General features: G+C 38.3%; 17 protein-coding genes. 15 read left to right on the plus strand and 2 right to left on the minus strand.

What is annotated here, in order from left to right; genetic code table 11:
• Positions 1-528 precede the first annotated feature (528 nt).
• The 7 genes from LMF89_RS10330 (at position 529) to LMF89_RS10360 (ending at position 9,008) form a co-directional block, all read left to right on the plus strand.
• Positions 529-708 (plus strand): AbrB/MazE/SpoVT family DNA-binding domain-containing protein, encoded by a 180-nt coding sequence (locus LMF89_RS10330; RefSeq protein ID WP_229534996.1) that lies wholly within the window; start codon positions 529-531, stop codon positions 706-708.
• Between the two features lie 107 nt (positions 709-815).
• A complete protein-coding gene (locus tag LMF89_RS10335; RefSeq protein WP_229534997.1) occupies positions 816-3,539 on the plus strand; it encodes an N-6 DNA methylase in 2,724 nt (907 codons plus the stop codon).
• The gene (locus LMF89_RS10340; RefSeq protein WP_229534998.1) at positions 3,539-4,879 is read left to right on the plus strand and encodes a restriction endonuclease subunit S; all 1,341 of its coding nucleotides are present in this window, start codon (positions 3,539-3,541) and stop codon (positions 4,877-4,879) included. The genes LMF89_RS10335 and LMF89_RS10340 overlap by 1 nt, the downstream gene beginning before the upstream one ends.
• Positions 4,876-5,070: a DNA modification system-associated small protein gene (locus LMF89_RS10345; protein WP_229534999.1), complete on the plus strand. Its 195-nt coding sequence runs from the start codon at positions 4,876-4,878 to the stop codon at positions 5,068-5,070. The genes LMF89_RS10340 and LMF89_RS10345 overlap by 4 nt, the downstream gene beginning before the upstream one ends.
• Positions 5,060-7,051 carry a DNA sulfur modification protein DndD gene (gene dndD, locus LMF89_RS10350; protein ID WP_229535000.1) on the plus strand — a complete coding sequence of 664 codons (1,992 nt, stop codon included), beginning with the start codon at positions 5,060-5,062 and terminating at the stop codon, positions 7,049-7,051. Before LMF89_RS10345 ends, dndD begins: the two co-directional genes overlap by 11 nt.
• Positions 7,052-8,578, plus strand: coding sequence for a DndE family protein (locus tag LMF89_RS10355; protein ID WP_229535001.1), 1,527 nt, complete (start codon positions 7,052-7,054; stop codon positions 8,576-8,578).
• A gap of 31 nt (positions 8,579-8,609) precedes the next feature.
• Complete coding sequence (locus LMF89_RS10360; RefSeq protein ID WP_229535002.1) at positions 8,610-9,008, plus strand: hypothetical protein; 399 nt, start codon at positions 8,610-8,612, stop codon at positions 9,006-9,008.
• Between the two features lie 86 nt (positions 9,009-9,094).
• Here LMF89_RS10360 and LMF89_RS10365 read toward each other — a convergent pair whose 3' ends face one another.
• Positions 9,095-9,436, minus strand: coding sequence for a helix-turn-helix domain-containing protein (locus LMF89_RS10365; protein WP_007952484.1), 342 nt, complete (start codon positions 9,434-9,436; stop codon positions 9,095-9,097).
• A gap of 121 nt (positions 9,437-9,557) precedes the next feature.
• Between LMF89_RS10365 and LMF89_RS10370 the strand changes: the two genes are divergently transcribed.
• The 8 genes from LMF89_RS10370 to LMF89_RS10405 all read left to right on the plus strand — a co-directional run bounded on the left by LMF89_RS10370 (position 9,558) and on the right by LMF89_RS10405 (position 15,905).
• Positions 9,558-9,782, plus strand: coding sequence for a helix-turn-helix domain-containing protein (locus LMF89_RS10370; RefSeq protein ID WP_229535003.1), 225 nt, complete (start codon positions 9,558-9,560; stop codon positions 9,780-9,782).
• Between the two features lie 248 nt (positions 9,783-10,030).
• A complete protein-coding gene (locus LMF89_RS10375) occupies positions 10,031-10,477 on the plus strand; it encodes a PTS sugar transporter subunit IIA (protein WP_229535004.1) in 447 nt (148 codons plus the stop codon).
• A 42-nt stretch (positions 10,478-10,519) separates the two neighbouring features.
• A complete protein-coding gene (locus LMF89_RS10380; protein WP_229535005.1) occupies positions 10,520-10,966 on the plus strand; it encodes a PTS sugar transporter subunit IIA in 447 nt (148 codons plus the stop codon).
• 96 nt (positions 10,967-11,062) lie between these two features.
• Positions 11,063-11,371 carry a PTS fructose transporter subunit IIB gene (locus LMF89_RS10385; RefSeq protein ID WP_255711196.1) on the plus strand — a complete coding sequence of 103 codons (309 nt, stop codon included), beginning with the start codon at positions 11,063-11,065 and terminating at the stop codon, positions 11,369-11,371.
• Entirely contained in the window at positions 11,368-12,429 is a 1,062-nt protein-coding gene (locus LMF89_RS10390) for a PTS fructose transporter subunit IIC (RefSeq protein ID WP_229535007.1), read from the plus strand. The genes LMF89_RS10385 and LMF89_RS10390 overlap by 4 nt, the downstream gene beginning before the upstream one ends.
• Before the next feature lie 68 nt (positions 12,430-12,497).
• Positions 12,498-13,760, plus strand: coding sequence for a class II D-tagatose-bisphosphate aldolase non-catalytic subunit (locus LMF89_RS10395; protein ID WP_229535008.1), 1,263 nt, complete (start codon positions 12,498-12,500; stop codon positions 13,758-13,760).
• 245 nt (positions 13,761-14,005) lie between these two features.
• A complete protein-coding gene (locus LMF89_RS10400; protein WP_229535009.1) occupies positions 14,006-14,527 on the plus strand; it encodes a D-glycero-alpha-D-manno-heptose-1,7-bisphosphate 7-phosphatase in 522 nt (173 codons plus the stop codon).
• 286 nt (positions 14,528-14,813) lie between these two features.
• Positions 14,814-15,905 (plus strand): GerAB/ArcD/ProY family transporter, encoded by a 1,092-nt coding sequence (locus LMF89_RS10405; protein ID WP_229535010.1) that lies wholly within the window; start codon positions 14,814-14,816, stop codon positions 15,903-15,905.
• Positions 15,906-16,101: 196 nt separating this feature from the next.
• Here LMF89_RS10405 and LMF89_RS10410 read toward each other — a convergent pair whose 3' ends face one another.
• On the minus strand, positions 16,102-17,292 hold the full coding sequence (locus tag LMF89_RS10410) for a Ger(x)C family spore germination protein (protein ID WP_229535011.1): 1,191 nt from the start codon (positions 17,290-17,292) through the stop codon (positions 16,102-16,104).
• Between the last annotated feature and the right edge of the window lie 4 nt (positions 17,293-17,296).

Below are 17,296 nucleotides of genomic sequence, written 5' to 3' on the forward strand. Positions count from 1 at the left end.
CGATCTGCAACCCGCACGGTTCCGTGAGGGTTGCGCGTCGTGAGGCGCACTTCTACTCGACTTAGTGTCTCAAGTGGGACGGACTATAAATGGAGATGACTAACAGGTAGAAGCGACGTTGTTGTTGCTTCTACCTTGTTCTATTTACATGGGATAAATCGGCAGCATTTATTTGTGACCGTTTGGATTGTCAGGAAGCTGAATGTTACTCTTTAAATACAATGCTCTGAAAAACAGGTGTTGTATTTTTTGTCAAACAAGGAAAATCAATGACTAAAGTTGAAATGTAAAATAGGAAATTTTTTTAAAAGTAAATAGCTACTAACAAACATAGTAGGGAAATCGTTTTAGATAATTCAAGTCAAGAACCGTCCCGATAAGTTTTGAGAAGTTTACAGTTGCTGATTCGGATAAGACCATGGAATCTTTGCATTTTATACATATTAGGAATGATTTAACAGGATTTTCGACAATTATCATAGAAGTAACTAGTAACTAATAATCTTAGAATCTAAGGCGGTAAGTAATATGAATATACCTGAAGAAAAAGTATGTGTGGCGACGGTCAGCCAAAAGGGCTTAACAACAATTCCCAAAGAGGTTAGAGAATTTCTAAAGATTTGTGAGGGAGATCGCGTTATTTTCAAAATAGAGCGTGATGGTACAGTTAGTTTGCAGAAAGCAGTATTTTTGCCAGCTGAAAAGTAAGTTAAATACCAACTATTTACATGTAAGAGTATTTAAAAATGTAAAACTGCAAATTAGGTGTTATTTACCTTATCAAAATAAAAAAACGCCCAATAGAGGAGAAAAACATGAATACTAGAGAAATTTTAGATAAAATTTTTAAAGATCCTAAAACATTATATGAACTTACTGAGTTTGATACGCTGGGAAAACCCATTCATAATATAGTTAATATTTATCCAAGGACATCAGAGTTTGGTCGTGATGCAGGAAAAACTAAATATTACTTGAAAAGCTTTGTTCCTTTTTCTTCTGGCAAGGAAGAAGTGCAGGTCTTTGATGAAAATGGAAAATCAAATCCTGAAGAAATTGTCCGTCAGCTTTGGGTTTATAAACTACTCAACACTTATGAGTATAAGGCAGATGAGATTGATCTTGAAAAGAGTGTATATTTTGGAACTGAAGTTAATGCTAAAGCGGCAGATATTGTTGTATATACAGATAATACAAAGCAAACACCCAAGATCATCATTGAAGTTAAAAAGCCCAAACGCAAAGACGGCATTGAACAACTAAAAAGTTATCTTAATGCTCAGGGGTCGCCTGTAGGAGTTTGGTCAAACGGAAGTGATAACATTATTCTGTTCAGACCTTACCCTGCAAATTTTGATGATACTCTTGTAGATATCCCTAAGAGAGGGCAAGAGCCAAAAGATGTTCTTGAAGCCAAGAAAACTCTTGCTCATCTTAAAAAGAGTTTTAACTTTAAAAAGATTATTCAAGATCTTGAGGAACTCGTACTTGCTGATAGTGGTAAAGATGAGTTTAATGAGATATTCAAAATGATTTTCGCTAAAATATGGGATGAAAAAGAAGCTTTAGAAGTTCGTCAAAATCAAGAAATTCAATTCACAAAGGCGTTGGACCCGGAAATTACTTATGAAAGAATAAACAACCTTTTCAGAAAAGCTTGTAACGAGTGGCCCGGTATTTTTAAACCAGGTGAAGATATTGAACTTACTAAAAGACATTTGCAAATTTGTATTGGTCCAATTGAAGGTGTTCGTTTAATGGGTTCAAATCTTCGGATTATGGATGATGCATTTGAATACCTCTTACCAACAGAAGCAAAAAAGAAAAAAGGACAGTTCTTTACACCACGCCATGTTGTTGAAATGTGTGTAAGAATGATGAACCCGACGAAAACAGAATTTGTGATGGACCCATCTTGTGGATCTGCAGGATTTCTGTTACACGCTATGGAATGGTGCTACCCAGCCCATGATAACGATAGTCGAGAGCTCAGAAAACACCGCTACGCTGCAAAGTACTTGTGGGGTGTTGATTTCGAAGAGAGAGCTGCTAAAACTTCCCGTGCATTGATGCTTATTGCTGGAGATGGACATACCAATATATTTGGTCCTGACGTAAGCAGTTTAGACCCTAAAACATGGTATGAAACCCAGTCTGGACAAAAATTAATGAGTAAGTTGTTAGAGGCAAAACTTCTTAAAAACAAGCCGTCAAAGGAAGATGAGCCAAATGTCCTAAAAGATGATGACCTTGCATGGAAATACTTTGATGAACTTCAATTTGATGTAATTCTTGCTAATCCGCCTTTTGCTGGCGAGATGAAAGATAAAAAGATGCTTTCTCACTATGATTTAGCAAAGCCTGCACTCAAAAGAGGTAAGAACAAAGCTGCCAAAGAGGAGCGAGATGTTCTTTTTATTGAACGAATCCTTAAATTCTTAAAACCAGGCGGTCGCGCGGCTATTGTTTTGCCACAGGGTAAATTCAACAACTCATCTCTCGCATTCATCCGTGAATGGATCTTGCGTAAGGCTCGGTTGCTTGCCGTGGTTGGTTTACACCCCAATACATTTAAGCCTCATACAGGAACGAAGACATCAGTTCTTTTTGTGCAAAAATATACCGAAGCAGAGATTGCAAAGATTGAGTTTGTCAAACAAGAAGTAGCCGCTGCTTGCCCTGATTATGAAACTGAAATCAAAGAGCTATTAAGTCAGTTTAAAAATGAAGTAGATATACCAGATGAAAATATACCAGAAGCTATTGCAAACATTCTGTTCGAAAGCTTTGGAGAATTAGAATCCGAAGCAACCGAAACAGAAGAAAATGCAGATGATAGATCTGAAGAAGCTCCAGAGCTTGCTGACCTAATTGAACGAGCAACTGAATACATTGCATCTCTACGAAGAGAACTCTTGTATGAGAAGCAAAAAATAGAAGACATTGAATCTGATCTTGAAGCCTTAAAGACGAAAGCCCAACAAGAGATAGATATTCTTTCAAATAATTGGGCTGGAGCTAAGAAAGAATTAACTGCAGAGCTAAAGCCCCTTAAAGAAAAACTTAAAGCTGATGAAAAGGAACTCAAAGCGAAACGGAAAGAACAGACCAAAAGAATTAAGTCAACCATAAAAGCATTAGAAATTACTATTCCTAATGCAGAAGAGGAACTAAAGAAACTCACCAACCGTGGCAAGTTGCAACTACTACTTGTGGATGATGAGGTGGTGGGAGCACTTAAAGAGCGTTGGATAGATGCCGAAGTAGCTAAGAAATTGGATTACCCAATTTTTATGGCCGTTTCAGAAAAAGGAGGCAAAAACAATTCAGGCGACTACGAATACCTTACTGATGGAGAAGGCAACTTTATGGAGTACGACGATGGACAACCCGTTATTGATCAAGACTTGGTGAACTTCAATTTAGAATCAAAAGACTTGAAAGATGCAAAAGGTTTATCTGATGATGAGATATGTATCGCCGAGGCTTTTGTACAGTTTGCTCAGAAACACGGATTTGAGTTCTGGAGAGTGAATTGATGGCTGTTTGGAGTGAAGTTAATCAATCAAGAGTAACAGAATTTCAGAGATTTGATGGAGAATTTTATAAACCAGAAAACGAATTGATTATGGATATCTTATGTCAGACGAACAAAACATTTCCGGTTGCGAAATATATTGTTGAATTAACAGATGGTAAACATGGTGGTGTAACCTATACAAAGGAAGGTATTGTTTTTTTAAGGAACCAGAATATTAAGAATGGTAATATTGATTTTTTGGATAAAAAATATATCTCTTTAAACGAAAGCAATGAATCTAAACGTGCTGAGCTGAAACCGCTAGATATAGTAATAACCACAATTGGAACGTTAGGTGAAGTAGCAATTGTTCCAGAAAATATTGAGAGGTGTACGATTAATCAAAATCTTGTTAGAATGAGCATTGCTAATATCAATCCTTATTACTTGGTAATATTTTTGATGACTAGATTTGGGTCCAGACAAATTATTAGACTCGCATCAGGGAATGTTCAACCCATAATTGTTTATCCCAATTTAAGAAAAATATTTATTTATGAACCTGATACAGATGATCAGCAAGAAATTGCAGAGCTATTTAAGAGGTCAATCAAATTGAAATCCCTCTCACACTCCCTCTACTTCCAAGCTCAAGAACTTCTCGAAAAAGAGTTGGGAATGGATCAGTTGGTACTTGAAAAAAACAAAAGCTATGAAGCTACTTTTAGCGAGGTTGTGGGGAGCCATCGAATTGATGCTCAGTGCTATAAACCTGATTACATTGACTATGAAAAATACCTTCGTAAAAGAGGAAACTTTGATTATTTACGAAATGTCCTTAGTTCTTCGATTAAAGGTCTACAAGCGAAAGCAGTAGTAAGTGGCAATATTGAATACGTCAGTATAAAGGATATAACAGGACTTGAAATATACTCAAGAGAAAAATGTAGACAATCATCTAAAATCAGGGTTGCCCAAACAGGTGATTTGCTCCTTGCAATTACTGGAGCTACAATAGGAAAAATCGGAATTGTTTCAAGATCCAAAGAGGTAGCCTTCTCAGGTGACTTGCTATCGCTTAAAACAAAAGATAATATTGATCCGTATTATCTTTTGGCTGTTATATCAAATCGAATTGGCCAAAGTCAATGCCAACGATGGATCACAGGATCTACGAATGGTCATCTATCACCGACAGACGTAAATAAGATTGTTATTCCAAGATTAGCTGCTCATTTAGAAAAGAGTATATCTGAATTATTACAAGCCTCTATTAAAGCTTGTTTAGAATCAGAGCAGCTTCTTGAACAAACAAAAAAACGTGTCGAAGACCTTATCGAAGGAGTGATTGAACAATGAAATTATCCGTTGAAGATAAATTACTATTGCGAGAGTTGTGCTCACAACACCAAGTGAACTTTGAAAAGGTTCTTAAACTTTTGAATACTGTGCAAGAATATGAGTTTAAAGAACGCCGAACAGGTATCTATGATGCTCTTCGGGATATTGTAAAAAGTGTATCTAATGGGGAGGGTGCTGATGAAGTTTAGAAAATTCACCATAGAAAACTATAAATCCTTTCAATTCCCTACAGATATACTCTTCCCTGATAGTGAAAATGGTAAGTCGATATTTCTTATTGGCGGTATGAACGGTGCTGGTAAGACAGCTATTATGGAAGGGATCAATTTTTGCCTTTATGGGGGCAAGGTAGAAGAAATTTTTCGTTCTATCAATCGAAAATCATTAGCTTTGGGTAATGCCAGCGTAAGCTTTGAACTTGAAATTGAGATGGATGATGCTTCTCCGCTCATAGTGAGGCGCTCTTGGAGTGCTGGAGTCATTGATAAACCTAAAGTAAAAGACTTTGAAGAACGTCTTGTAGTTGTGCGAGATGGAAAAAGAGTCTCGGTGCAAAATAAGCAGATGTGGCAAGATTTTATTCGAGCAACTATTCCACCAGGGATTACTCAATTTTTCTTTTTTGATGGTGAAAAAATACAAGAGATTGCAGCTGATGATCATTCAGAAGTTCGGCTTAAATCCTCACTAGAAGCAGCCCTGGGAATTGAGTATATTAATAAGCTCTCTTCGGACTTGCTCTATCTAAAACAAGAAGAACGAAAGGGATTTGTCGAGATCTCGGATGAAGATCTCGAGTTTAAGGAGAGTGAGCTTAAACTTCAAAGAAGTAAGATTACAAGGTTAAACAAAGAACGGGATGAGGTAAGAGATGATCTCGAATCATTCAAAACTCAGAATGAAGAAGCAAAAAAAAGATTTCAGGCAAATTTCAATGTAGAGCCTGAATCCCGAGATGCCATTAGACAAATCGAAAAACGTAGAGTGCAAGTAGCTAATCGTTTGGGTCAGGTGGAGAATGAAATTCGCATTCTCTGTGAAAAAGATCTACCCTACAGTCTTTTAGGAGGTCTGTTTAGTGGAATCCGCAAACAGATAGAATGTGAAAGAGAGTCAGCCCAAGGGGAAGCAATTAAAGAAAATGCGGCTGATCTTGCAAAAAGAATAGTCCGTGTAGTAGAAGAACCTGAGCCGATATATATAGAACGTCTCTCTGCTGAGAAAATGGCTGAACTTGAAAAGCGGATATCTTCACTCCTGCGTGAAGGAGACTCGCGAAGTTCTATTAAGAAAATTTTAAACATTTCGGACCGAGATGCTGCAAAAATACTTCAGCAGATGGATGAACTGGAGTGTAGTGATATTTTCCTTTTACAGCCTTTGCTTGAAGAGAAAAAAGAGCTTGGAGTTGAAGTTAAGAAAATTGAATCCTCTCTACAAAGTGGCGTATCTTCCGATTCTGAAAAAGACATCTTTGAACAGCTTCAATCAGAAATTGAGGGTTGTACTACTCAGATAGGCCGTAAAACCGAACAACTTAGAATATTGGAAGAAGATATTCTAAGTTATGAAAAGAAAATTAGAGAGATTGAAATCGAGATCGAAAAACTATATGAAAAGCATAATGTTTCTAAAGTCAAAGCTGATTTTATCAGTGAATGTGATGCTATTGCGGGACTTTTAAATCAATTTGTTATTAGAATGCGGAAAAACAAGGTTCACCTTTTACAAGAAAAAACCTTTGAAATGTACAAGTTATTATCAACAAAAAGTGGCTTAATTAAGGACATAACTATTGATGATAAAAGTTTTGAGATTCGTATTTTAGACCGTAATGGTCAAGAAATTAAAAAATCGGGACTTTCTGCAGGTGAAAAAGAGGTCTTTGCACTCGCACTGTTGTGGGGACTAGCTCAAACAAGTGAATTGAAATTGCCTATTATTATTGATACACCGCTATCAAGATTAGATAGTACTCATCGGGATAATATTATTCGCAATTACTTTCCTAACGCAGGTGAGCAGGTAATTATTCTTTCAACTGATACGGAAATTGATAACAACTATTATAGAACTTTACAAAGCCATTTGAGCGGTGCAGCAAGTCTAGTGTTTAATCAGAAACAAGAGATTACGACGATTAAAAACGGCTATTTTTGGGAGGTTTAAATGGCAGATAGATTATATACGAGTTCTGAATCTGATGAAATATTAAGTGCTCTTAGGTTTGAGACAAAACTTGAAAAATATATTTTAGCAAGAATAGCTTTTTCGGTTTCACTTTTGATAGATGGAGCTGATTTGCCAATAAGCAGTAATTTTAGTGGTAGCGAAATGAAAAGACCTACTTTTGTAGGTACTGATGAGGTTTTCCTTAAGGCGATTTTAGCTTATGTACATAAGATTACCGATATCATTGAAGATGACTTTTATTCTAATAAATCACTTATTAAAAATCATATTGATAATGGTTGTAAACATTTATCACGAATATTTGAAGAATCGGGGCATAGTTCAGAATTACTTTTAAAAAAAATTACTGAACTCGTAGAATTTAGCGGTCGTAAAGAAATTCGAGGTTCTGGGCTTGATCTCTATATTGGAAAAACGGTTCTCGATAAAAAAGAGATTATTCTTGAGTTTAATAATACTCGTAAACACGCTAATTCTCACTTAGCCATAATGGGTAAACCAGGGGTAGGTAAGACACAATTTTTACTAAAGATTCTTGCGGACATTCGAATTAAATCAAACTACCTAACTAACTTCATATTTTTTGATTACAAAGGTGATGTAGTAGATAATCAAAAATTTCTAGATATTGCAAAGGTTCAACCCTTTAGACTCTTACAAGGTAGTCAGACATTGCCCATCAACCCATTTGTTCTACCTAATTACGATGAACAAACAATCAATGTGTCGGCTCGTGAAAAAGCCGAAAGTTTCGCCTCTATCAATTCAAAATTAGGAGTAGTTCAGAAAGGTGCCTTGACTGAGGCAATTCGTGCTGCATATGCGAAAAGATCTGACTCCACTTTGCCATTTCCCGACTTTCAAGATGTTCTTGAAATTACAATGGAGATGTATGAAGAGGGCAACAAAAGAGATGATAGCCTCATTGAAGTATTAAGAGACTTATCCGATTTCGACCTGTTCTGGAAGCATGGCAGCGAAAATGAACCAATTGAGAAGCTCACAAATAGAACACTTTTAATCGATGTTCATGCAATGCCAGTACTCAAAGAACTAGTAGGGTATTTGGTTATTGAACGACTCTATAAAGAGATGGCAGCGTTACCAGATAGTCCAGTCCACGATGGAAGAAGAACAATTCGTACTATTCTAGTTATAGATGAAGCACACAACTACTTAGGGCAGAAAAATATATTTCTTGAACGTATTATTCGTGAAGGCCGATCTAAAGGTATTGTTGTTTTCTTTGCCAGTCAATCACCAAATGACTATCAGCAGAAGTTTTTTAACTTTCAGGAATTACTTGAGTTCGCCTACATATTCCAATGTGAAGGAGTTTCTGCAAGCTCTATGCAAGATATCTTGGGTTGTAGCAAGAAAACTGCAAATGATTTACAAACAGAAGTTGCAAGGCTAGAGCCCTTTCAGGTGATAGCAAGAAGCGGAGAAAAGACCGCTGAATTTATGAAATTTGCAGCCGAAGCATTCTATAAATGTTTTTGAAATATTGATTCTAATATTGAGAGGTGTTTTAATGAGACGGGTTCTAGAGTGCTTTAATCCTGCTGCAAAGGATATGAGTGGCACGAGTGTTCGCAATGCTGAAGAAATAAACGAATATGATCATTTTATTTTAGGGCACATTACTTCGACAGCAATACTTGATTCTATCAGTGAAAAAGGTTTGTTACCTCCGCGTGTCACGAACATAAGGATCAAAGATAATCTTGACTCCGACATTGAATGTGTGTACTTGTTATGCAAAATGGACAAGTCTTATGTACGAAGAGCTATAGAAGAATTTGGTGGAGAGGGCTTAGTTGTACTTAGTAGAGTAGCGAAGCATAAATTATTTGCGGATGAAAATGTACTTTGGTCTGTTCAAAAAGAGGATACATTGCTAAAGAACGAAAGAATTAAATTTTGTATTTGACTATATATTTCGAAATCTAAAAATGGAAAAGGGATTTTCGAGCCAGTGTGGCATCGAAAATCCCTTTTTATCTACGGTTTGATCTGCTACTTATCTGTAGTAGATTTTTTTATGCCATGTTTATAAAGAACAAATTCCTTAGCCATATCAATTTCTTTTCTGATATGCTCTGGTAAGTTGTCCATTTCGTTATCATTACAAGTTGCATCTATGGTTTCATTGTCGGAGAAGAACTCGGATAACGATATATTCAAACCTTCGCAAATTTTATAGATGGTAACTACTTGTGGATTGCGACTCTTGCCGTTAACGATGCTGTCTACTGTAGATTGGGTTAAGCCAGATAAGTCTGCCAACTTGTTAACTGTTATATCTTTTTGATTGCATAACTCGATGATTCTAGTGGCAATTTTAGCTGCTACATCCATAATATTATCTCCTTTGTTAACGTGCTATCGTTATTTTATCACATATAAGTAAAAATAGTTACTGACACGTCGTTGACAAATCAACGACGTGTCGTTATAATGATGGAAGGGAGGTGAAATCATGACATTTGGGGAGAATTTAAGAAAAATTAGAAAAGGGAAAAGAATTTCACAAACAAAGCTTTTTTCCGAAACGGGATTTCCCCAAACAACAATTAGTGATTGGGAAAATGATAAATATCTTCCTGATGTTATGGAAGCATTAAAACTTGCAGCGGTTTTAAAAGTAACGCTTTCGAAATTGCTAAATGGAAAATTTAAATCCCCAAAACCTAAAGCCAGCTAAGGAGGTGATGAATTGTTTACAAATGGACAATCTTTTCAACTCAATACATAAAGCCTATAAGATTTTGAAAGTAAGAGTAATGATACTTGCATGAGCAATTTTGTAAGTGAGAGGAGGGTAGAAGTAAAAATTTTCCTATAGTAGTTGTTATCTATAGTATAGCGAAAAGAAAATACTAAATCCATTTTTCTGGAAAATAATTAAAATGTCTTTTAAGAATATAAACTATCGCTGGAGGATCGAAGAAAATGATCATTCACGAATCACTTATCGAACTCTATATGAAATCCAAAAGCAAAATGGAAATTATCGAAACCCTAGCCCATAAAGCAAAGGAGCTTGGTTGTATCAGTGAAGTAGAAGGCTATCTGGAAGATGTTTTTGCCCTGGATGAATCTTTTCCTATTTCCTTCGGCTATGGGATCGCCATTCCCTACGGCAAAAGTCGCTATGTCCTGACTCCCTTCATCGCTTTTGCCAGAAGTGATGAGGCGTTTTGCTGGGATCATCGAGTCGATCATGAAGCGAGGCTCATTTTTCTTATTGGCGTACCAGAAGAGCAGGACGATGATTTCGATTTTAAAATGCTAACCCATATGAGTGGCGGTCTCACGAATGAGTCCTTTAGGAGGCGGCTCCTGCAGACTTCCGATGCAGCGGAAGTAGTAGCTATGTTTAAAGAAATGGGACTGTAGGTTTGATCATCGTTGTATTAAAAAATGAAATGGGGGCGAAAAATGATTATCCATGAATCACTTATGGAATTAAATGTAACATCGAAAAACAAAGAAGAAATCATTAAAACTTTAGCCCGGAAAGCTGTGGAACTTGGTCGTGTCAATGATGTTGCTGGGTTTCTGCAGGCAGTTCTTGCACGGGAAGAGTTATTTTCTACTGCCATCGGCTATGGTATTGCCATTCCTCATGGCAAAAGCAGCTATGTGCAGGAGCCCTTTATCGCTTTTGCCAAAAGCCAAGAAGCCTTTAGCTGGGATAGCAGGACCGATCAGGAAGTCAGACTTATTTTCCTCATTGGCGTACCAGAGGAGAAAGCGAATGATTTGCATCTGAAAATCTTAGCGAATATTAGTAGGGGGCTGATGAATGATTCTTATCGGGAAAGGTTGGTACAGGCCATAAGTGCAGCGGAAATAGTCGCAATATTCGCAGAGATGGGATTATAGGGAGGGGGACGTGACACACCCCGCCTGAAGGCACCCCTCTCAAGAGGGGAATTGGATGGTTTCTAATCTAGAAGTATTGGGGGGAGTATTTTGAAAATGATTGCTGTATGTGCATGTCCAACGGGGATTGCCCATACGTATATGGCTCAGGCTGCCTTGGAGAAAGCTGCATTGGAAAGAGGACATGATATCAAGATTGAAACCCAAGGAGCGATGGGAATTGAAAATGAGCTGTCGATGCAGGATGTGGCAGAAGCTAATGTTGTTATTTTTGCCGTGGGTGTGAACGTAGAAGGAGAAGAACGGTTTCATGGTAAGCCAAGCATCATGGTGGAAGTTGGCAAAGCCATTGAGAATCCGGTTGCTGTGATCGAAAAAGCAGAGAAGAAGGGGGAAGAGATATGAGCGAATTGGTAATGGATGAACTAAAGAAAGTGAAAAACCATCTGATGACAGGCGTTTCCTATATGATTCCATCCGTTGTGGTGGGTGGTATTTGTATTGCCGGAGCGTTAGCAACGGGGACACCGGGAGCCAAAGGTATGGAGGTCACGAGTGTCTTAGCAAATCACATATTGAACATCGGTGTGGCAGGCTTTACCTTGATGATTCCGATTTTGGCGGGCTATATTGCCTATAGTCTTGCGGGTAAGCCGGGAGTTGTCCCCGGAATGATCGGCGGCTATCTGGCAAATCAGCCTATAGCAGATAGTCCCTATAAAGCAGGTTTTCTGGGAGCTATTGTTATGGGGTTATTTGCAGGCTATATCGTGAAATGGATCAAGGGATGGAAGGTTCCTAGTTACTTGCGTCCTGTTATGCCCATCTTTGTGATTCCCATTTTGAGTTCCTTACTCGTTGGTCTTACTTATATTTATTTACTGGGACAACCCATTGCTTCCGTTATGGGCGGAATTACCGATGGATTAAAGAGTATCAGCCAACAAGGGGCTGTAGTGATCGCCATTATTACTGGTCTTATGATTGCTTTTGATATGGGCGGTCCTGTCAATAAAACCGCCTGCATGTTTGCTTTTGGACTAATGGCAGAAGGGGTATATACCGTCATGGGACCGATTGGTATTGCCATTTGCACGCCTCCCTTAGGAATGGGGCTTGCCACTTTACTAGCGAAAAGGAAATATAACGAGGAAGAGTTAGAAGCTGGAAAAGCAGCTTTGGCTATGGGCATGATTGGCATTACCGAAGGAGCCATTCCTTTTGCTGCCGCAGATCCCTTGCGAGTGTTGCCTTCTATTATGACCGGGTCGGCAGTGGGGGCCGTTATTGGAGCCTTGGGTAAGGTAGCGGATCATGCACCCCATGGTGGTCCTATTGTATTGCCCGTGGTTGATAATCCACTGTTTTATATATTAGGGATTGTTGTCGGGACTGTGGTTACGGCATTGCTGGTGAATTCCTTAAAAGTAGATGTTAGCAAAGAATACGCTAGGCAGGCATGAGGGGATTGCTTCGTACTCGCAATGACTACGAGTGCGTTATAAATGGTGTAATGGAGGAGATTATTACAATGAATAAAATGAATATCCGAGAAGTGATTGATAAGATTTTTACCTTGGAAGAGACAGGCTTTCGGACTACCCTGTTAGGCATCGGGCCTATGTCCAGAAATTTGATAGTCGCATCCCTGGAATTAGCAAAGGAAAAAGATTTTCCCATCCTGTTTATCGCCAGTCGCAACCAAGTGGATGCCAAAGAATTGGGGGGAGGTTATGTCTGCAATTGGGATCAGCAAGGGTTTAAAGAGGCTATAGAAGAGATTGCTAAAGAGGTAGATTTTACAGGTCTCTACTATTTGTGCCGGGACCATGGTGGACCTTGGCAGCGCGATAATGAACGCAACAGTCATTTGTCCGAAGCCACTGCTATGGAATTGGCAAAAAGGTCTTATATAGAAGATTTAATTCACAATTTTGATCTGCTGCATATTGATCCTACCAAAGATCCTTATGTGATGGGCAAATCCATTGCGATGGATGTTGTAATCAACAGAACCATAGAACTCATTGCATATGTGGAGAATGAAAGAAGGCTTCGGCAGTTGCCGGAAATCGGTTATGAAGTGGGCACCGAGGAGACGAATGGAGGGCTGACGAGTCAGGAGAATTATGAGTTATTCATCCGACAACTGACTACCGAGCTGTCTAAGAGAGGACTTCCCATCCCCGTATTTATCGTGGGACAGACAGGTACGTTGACCCGATTGACGAAAAATGTGGGAGAGTTTAGCTATCATAGCTCAAAGCTCTTGGCGGATACTGCTAAAAAATATGGAGTCGGTTTGAAAGAGCATAACGGGGACTATCTGGAGGACTATATTATCCTTGACCATCCTTCTTTGCATATAACCGCTATGAATGTAGCTCCGGAGTTTGGTTATATCGAAACCAAAGCATACTTGGAACTCCTTCGCTTAGAAGAGAAGGAAGTTGAAAATGGCAGATTGGAGTATCCGTCAAATTTAAAGCGGGTGATGTCGGAAGAAGCTGTGAACAGCGGTCGATGGAAGAAATGGGTGATTGGTGATGACGTACATTTGTCTGTGGAAGCAATTTTAGCAGAGGAAGAATTGACCGCAACCATATGTGAAATCTGCGGTCATTATACCTATGAGAATGAAGAGGTGAAGAGAGAAATCACAACACTGTTTGCAAACATGAAAACATTAGGAATCGATGGGAATCGCTATGTACTGGATAAGATCAAAAATTCCATTGATCGATATGTGCAATGCTTTAATTTGCAAGGGTTAACTAGTAAGCTGCTCAATTAAAGTCACATTCTAAGCTATACGAACCACAAAGACACAATGCCGCTATCGTACCACATAAAATGAAACGTTCTATAGTGTACTTTGTGTCTTTGTGGTTCAATACTTTTTGTTTTATCTAAGTTCTCTGAGCCTAACACACCCCGCCCTTTGGGCACCCCTCTCAAGAGGGGAATTGAGGATGGAAAGGAATTTTCTTAGATGCTATCAGTAGTAGCTGGGATATTTACGGAGGGGAGAGGGAAAGTATGAAGCATAAACCAGCGGTATTTTTTGATCGCGATGGTGTATTAAATGTGGATCGAGGATATATTTGTAAACCGAGAGAAATGACCTGGATGCCTGGGGCGATTGAGGCAATTCGGATACTGAACCAAGCGGGGTATTGGGTATTTGTGGTTACGAACCAAAGCGGTATTGCCCGAGGTTTTTTTACGGAAGAAACAGTATTTGATTTTCATGAGTTTATGGCAGAAGAGGCTCAAAGGCAGGGAGCGATAATTCATTCTTTTTATGTCTGCCCCCATCATCCAGAAGGGACGATGGAGAAGTACTCCTCCATTTGCAATTGTCGTAAGCCTTTACCGGGGCTCATTGAGCAAGCATGTCTGGAATGGCCGGTTGATCTTAATGGATCGTTCTTGATCGGCGACATGCAGCGAGATATTGATGCTGCTCATGCCGCTGGGATACCCGGACATCTATTTTCTGAGGGGAGTTTGTATGATTTGGTTCAGGAAATCTTGAACCGAAGAAATCGCTTCAGCTAGCCAAGCACTGGCTCATCTGGCAATGGATCTTCGTGAAACAGTCAGCAAATTCCAGATTTAGTGCGAAAGGTTGAATCATGTGTCGTGGCGACAGATCAGTCAGTGGATTGAATTCATTATCAGCAAGCTCTTGCAAGAGTTCGAATGGGAACTCTTGCAAGAGCTTTGTTAATGGTTAGCCAGTTGTTTCTCAAAGTAAGCTCTCATATCTTCTAGCGTAGGGGTTATTAAAGAATTTTTCGGACAAAATAGTGACTATACAGATCAATAGGATGGGGTTTTGCAAATGATACGGATTAGCAATTATCAACTTTTTTCTCTGATGGTACTATTTGAAATTGGCAGTAGTATTCTTTTTGTATCTGGAATTGATGCCAAGCAGGACGCTTGGATTGTTGTTCTATTAAGTATGTTTGTCGGGTTCGCTTTAATGTGGGTTTATACAGAACTGCAAAAAAAATTCCCTCAAGAAAATTTAGCAGCGATTATTATTAAGATTTTAGGTAAATACCTTGGGATACCCCTTGTGCTATTGTATGCACTATTCTTTCTTTATTGTTCAACCAGAATTTTTCGCGATTTTGGTGAAGTCATTGTTACTACTTTTCTTGTAAAGACTCCATTGTTAGTAGTACTTATCGTTTTTATGCTGACTGCCCTTTATGTTCTTTTTCTAGGGTTAGAGGTGCTAGGGCGTACAAGTGAAATTTTACTCCCTATTGTTTTATTCTCCATTATAAGTGTAATTATCATGGTTGGTATATCGGGAAGAATCCAATTAGAGGGGTTATCACCTGTATTAGCAAATGGATGGCAACCTGTTTTCAAGGAGGTTTACCCCAAATTTGTGAATTCCCCTTTTGGTGAGGCAGCTGTTTTTATGATGTATTGGTGCTACTTGGATACAAAGCAACCTGTCCGCAAGATCTCATTTTGGGCAATAAGCACAGCAGGATTAATCATTACTATTATTGATGTTATCTCGATTTGTGTATTAGGAGTTACTATTGCTGGTGCTACAACTATACCTTTTTTAGGAGTTATTAAACTAATCAATATAGGTGATATTATAACTAATTTAGACGCCTTCGGGATAGTCCTGATGTTTATTGGAGGCTTTTATAAAATGATACTATTCTTTTACGGGGGTGTGCAGGCATTTGCCACAGTATTTAAAGGCGTAGACTCACGCTGGATCATGGTCTTATCGGCTATTTTCGTCCTATGGCTGTCCATTGTTTTTGAACCAAATTATCCATATCATATCTGGCTTGGACACAAAGTGTCCTTACCATATATACATAATGTCTTTCAGACGATTATTCCCCCTTTCCTACTGCTTATCTACTGGTTCAAAGGCAAGGACTCAATTTGTTGAATCGTTTATTTTCATGGATGGTGATCTGATATGCTTGATATACAATATTTTAAGTATGTATTATCTAAAGCTGGATTGATTCCGGATATTTTAATTCTAGGTGGATGGCTTTATGCTGCTATTTTACTCATAGTTCTTTTATACTATTTTCTTTGTTATATTAAAAAAATAGTGTTTGGAGAAAGAAAATGATGATTTATTTAGTAGCATCAGATGTAATCGGTTTCAACATCAATCCTAATCTTCTAAGCTTGACATCTACTTTCACTTCAGAGGATACAGTGGGGAAGATATTATTCCAATCGTCTTTGATGCTTTTCCACTCTTGTGGATATTTTTTATTGTAAGCACTGCTAAAGCCAAGAATATCCGAACCAAGTTCTGTTTGTATTTTATTGAGAGTTGCTTGTATCTCTCTTTCTATTATGTCCTTCGGTTCCTTTTCCAATGTTTCAAATGATTCTAGATTTTTTAAATAATTGGAAGTATCTTGCTGTTCTGCTATGTCTCCATCCACTTTTATTTCAATAGTAAAGGAAATTTTCCCGTTTATCATTTCGGGTGTGATCCTGCTACTCACTTTCGTTATGTTAATAGAAATCAATTTTTCTTTTTCATTAGGAGAAGGGATGTTGATAATGGTAGTTTTTACCTTTCCTGTTACCCAATTAAGACCTCTTGTTTCCGTATTATTGAGGTATCCTACCAGCTTATCTTTTTTGAATACCGCCGTACCTGAAAGTTTGACTCCTTGGGTGGTTACATCTTTTTTCTCTTTAGTAGGCATGGTAGGATATTCTGCAATTTCCATGACTCCGCCAATTGGATTGCCTTCACTTGTTATTGCTTTTAAATAAGTTAATATATCAGGAGTACTTACTTCAGAGTTTTCCCCTTTATTTTTAATCATGTTGTTCAAATAGTTTGCCTGCACATTTTCGATTCCGTAGTTTGTGATTAATATTTCTTTTGCTTTTACGTCTTTAGCAATGATCAGCCAAGCTAAGGTTCGCATGTTACTATTTCTCATAAAATAATCAAGAATAGGTAGAAGCCCTTCCTTAGCGAGCTGCTCGCTAATAACAAGTACTTTAACATGGGCGAAAAACGCAATTCGATCAAATTGTTTAGAAATGTTTTTGACTGCTTCAGCCACAGTATTTCCTTGCGTAGTAAGAACTTCAACAGGGGAGGATGGTTCACCACCGCCGTCTTTTTTTAATGCTCCTGGTCTTACCACCTGAGAAGTCACAATGATGTTTCCTGTCAGATCATCTTTATCGAGTCCCATGGCAACTACAATGCCGATATCGTTTAGTTCTCGCCTGTCCCAGCAACCTGTTAGCAACAAAGTACAAAGTATAACGGCAACGAGTATCCTTTTCAATTAT

It is taken from the genome of Pelosinus baikalensis (genome assembly GCF_020819555.1).
In the GTDB taxonomy this organism is placed as follows: Bacteria; Bacillota; Negativicutes; order DSM-13327; family DSM-13327; genus Pelosinus; species Pelosinus baikalensis.

Coding starts and splice junctions, on each gene's coding strand:
- LMF89_RS10340 (WP_229534998.1), top strand. CDS start 3,539: ATGGCTGTTTGGAGTGAAGTTAATCAATCAAGAGTAACAGAATTTCAG.
- LMF89_RS10360 (WP_229535002.1), top strand. CDS start 8,610: ATGAGACGGGTTCTAGAGTGCTTTAATCCTGCTGCAAAGGATATGAGT.
- LMF89_RS10365 (WP_007952484.1), bottom strand. CDS start 9,436: ATGGATGTAGCAGCTAAAATTGCCACTAGAATCATCGAGTTATGCAAT.
- LMF89_RS10370 (WP_229535003.1), top strand. CDS start 9,558: ATGACATTTGGGGAGAATTTAAGAAAAATTAGAAAAGGGAAAAGAATT.
- LMF89_RS10380 (WP_229535005.1), top strand. CDS start 10,520: ATGATTATCCATGAATCACTTATGGAATTAAATGTAACATCGAAAAAC.
- LMF89_RS10345 (WP_229534999.1), top strand. CDS start 4,876: ATGAAATTATCCGTTGAAGATAAATTACTATTGCGAGAGTTGTGCTCA.
- LMF89_RS10395 (WP_229535008.1), top strand. CDS start 12,498: ATGAATAAAATGAATATCCGAGAAGTGATTGATAAGATTTTTACCTTG.
- LMF89_RS10330 (WP_229534996.1), top strand. CDS start 529: ATGAATATACCTGAAGAAAAAGTATGTGTGGCGACGGTCAGCCAAAAG.
- LMF89_RS10390 (WP_229535007.1), top strand. CDS start 11,368: ATGAGCGAATTGGTAATGGATGAACTAAAGAAAGTGAAAAACCATCTG.
- LMF89_RS10405 (WP_229535010.1), top strand. CDS start 14,814: ATGATACGGATTAGCAATTATCAACTTTTTTCTCTGATGGTACTATTT.
- dndD (WP_229535000.1), top strand. CDS start 5,060: ATGAAGTTTAGAAAATTCACCATAGAAAACTATAAATCCTTTCAATTC.
- LMF89_RS10375 (WP_229535004.1), top strand. CDS start 10,031: ATGATCATTCACGAATCACTTATCGAACTCTATATGAAATCCAAAAGC.
- LMF89_RS10355 (WP_229535001.1), top strand. CDS start 7,052: ATGGCAGATAGATTATATACGAGTTCTGAATCTGATGAAATATTAAGT.
- LMF89_RS10400 (WP_229535009.1), top strand. CDS start 14,006: ATGAAGCATAAACCAGCGGTATTTTTTGATCGCGATGGTGTATTAAAT.
- LMF89_RS10385 (WP_255711196.1), top strand. CDS start 11,063: ATGATTGCTGTATGTGCATGTCCAACGGGGATTGCCCATACGTATATG.
- LMF89_RS10335 (WP_229534997.1), top strand. CDS start 816: ATGAATACTAGAGAAATTTTAGATAAAATTTTTAAAGATCCTAAAACA.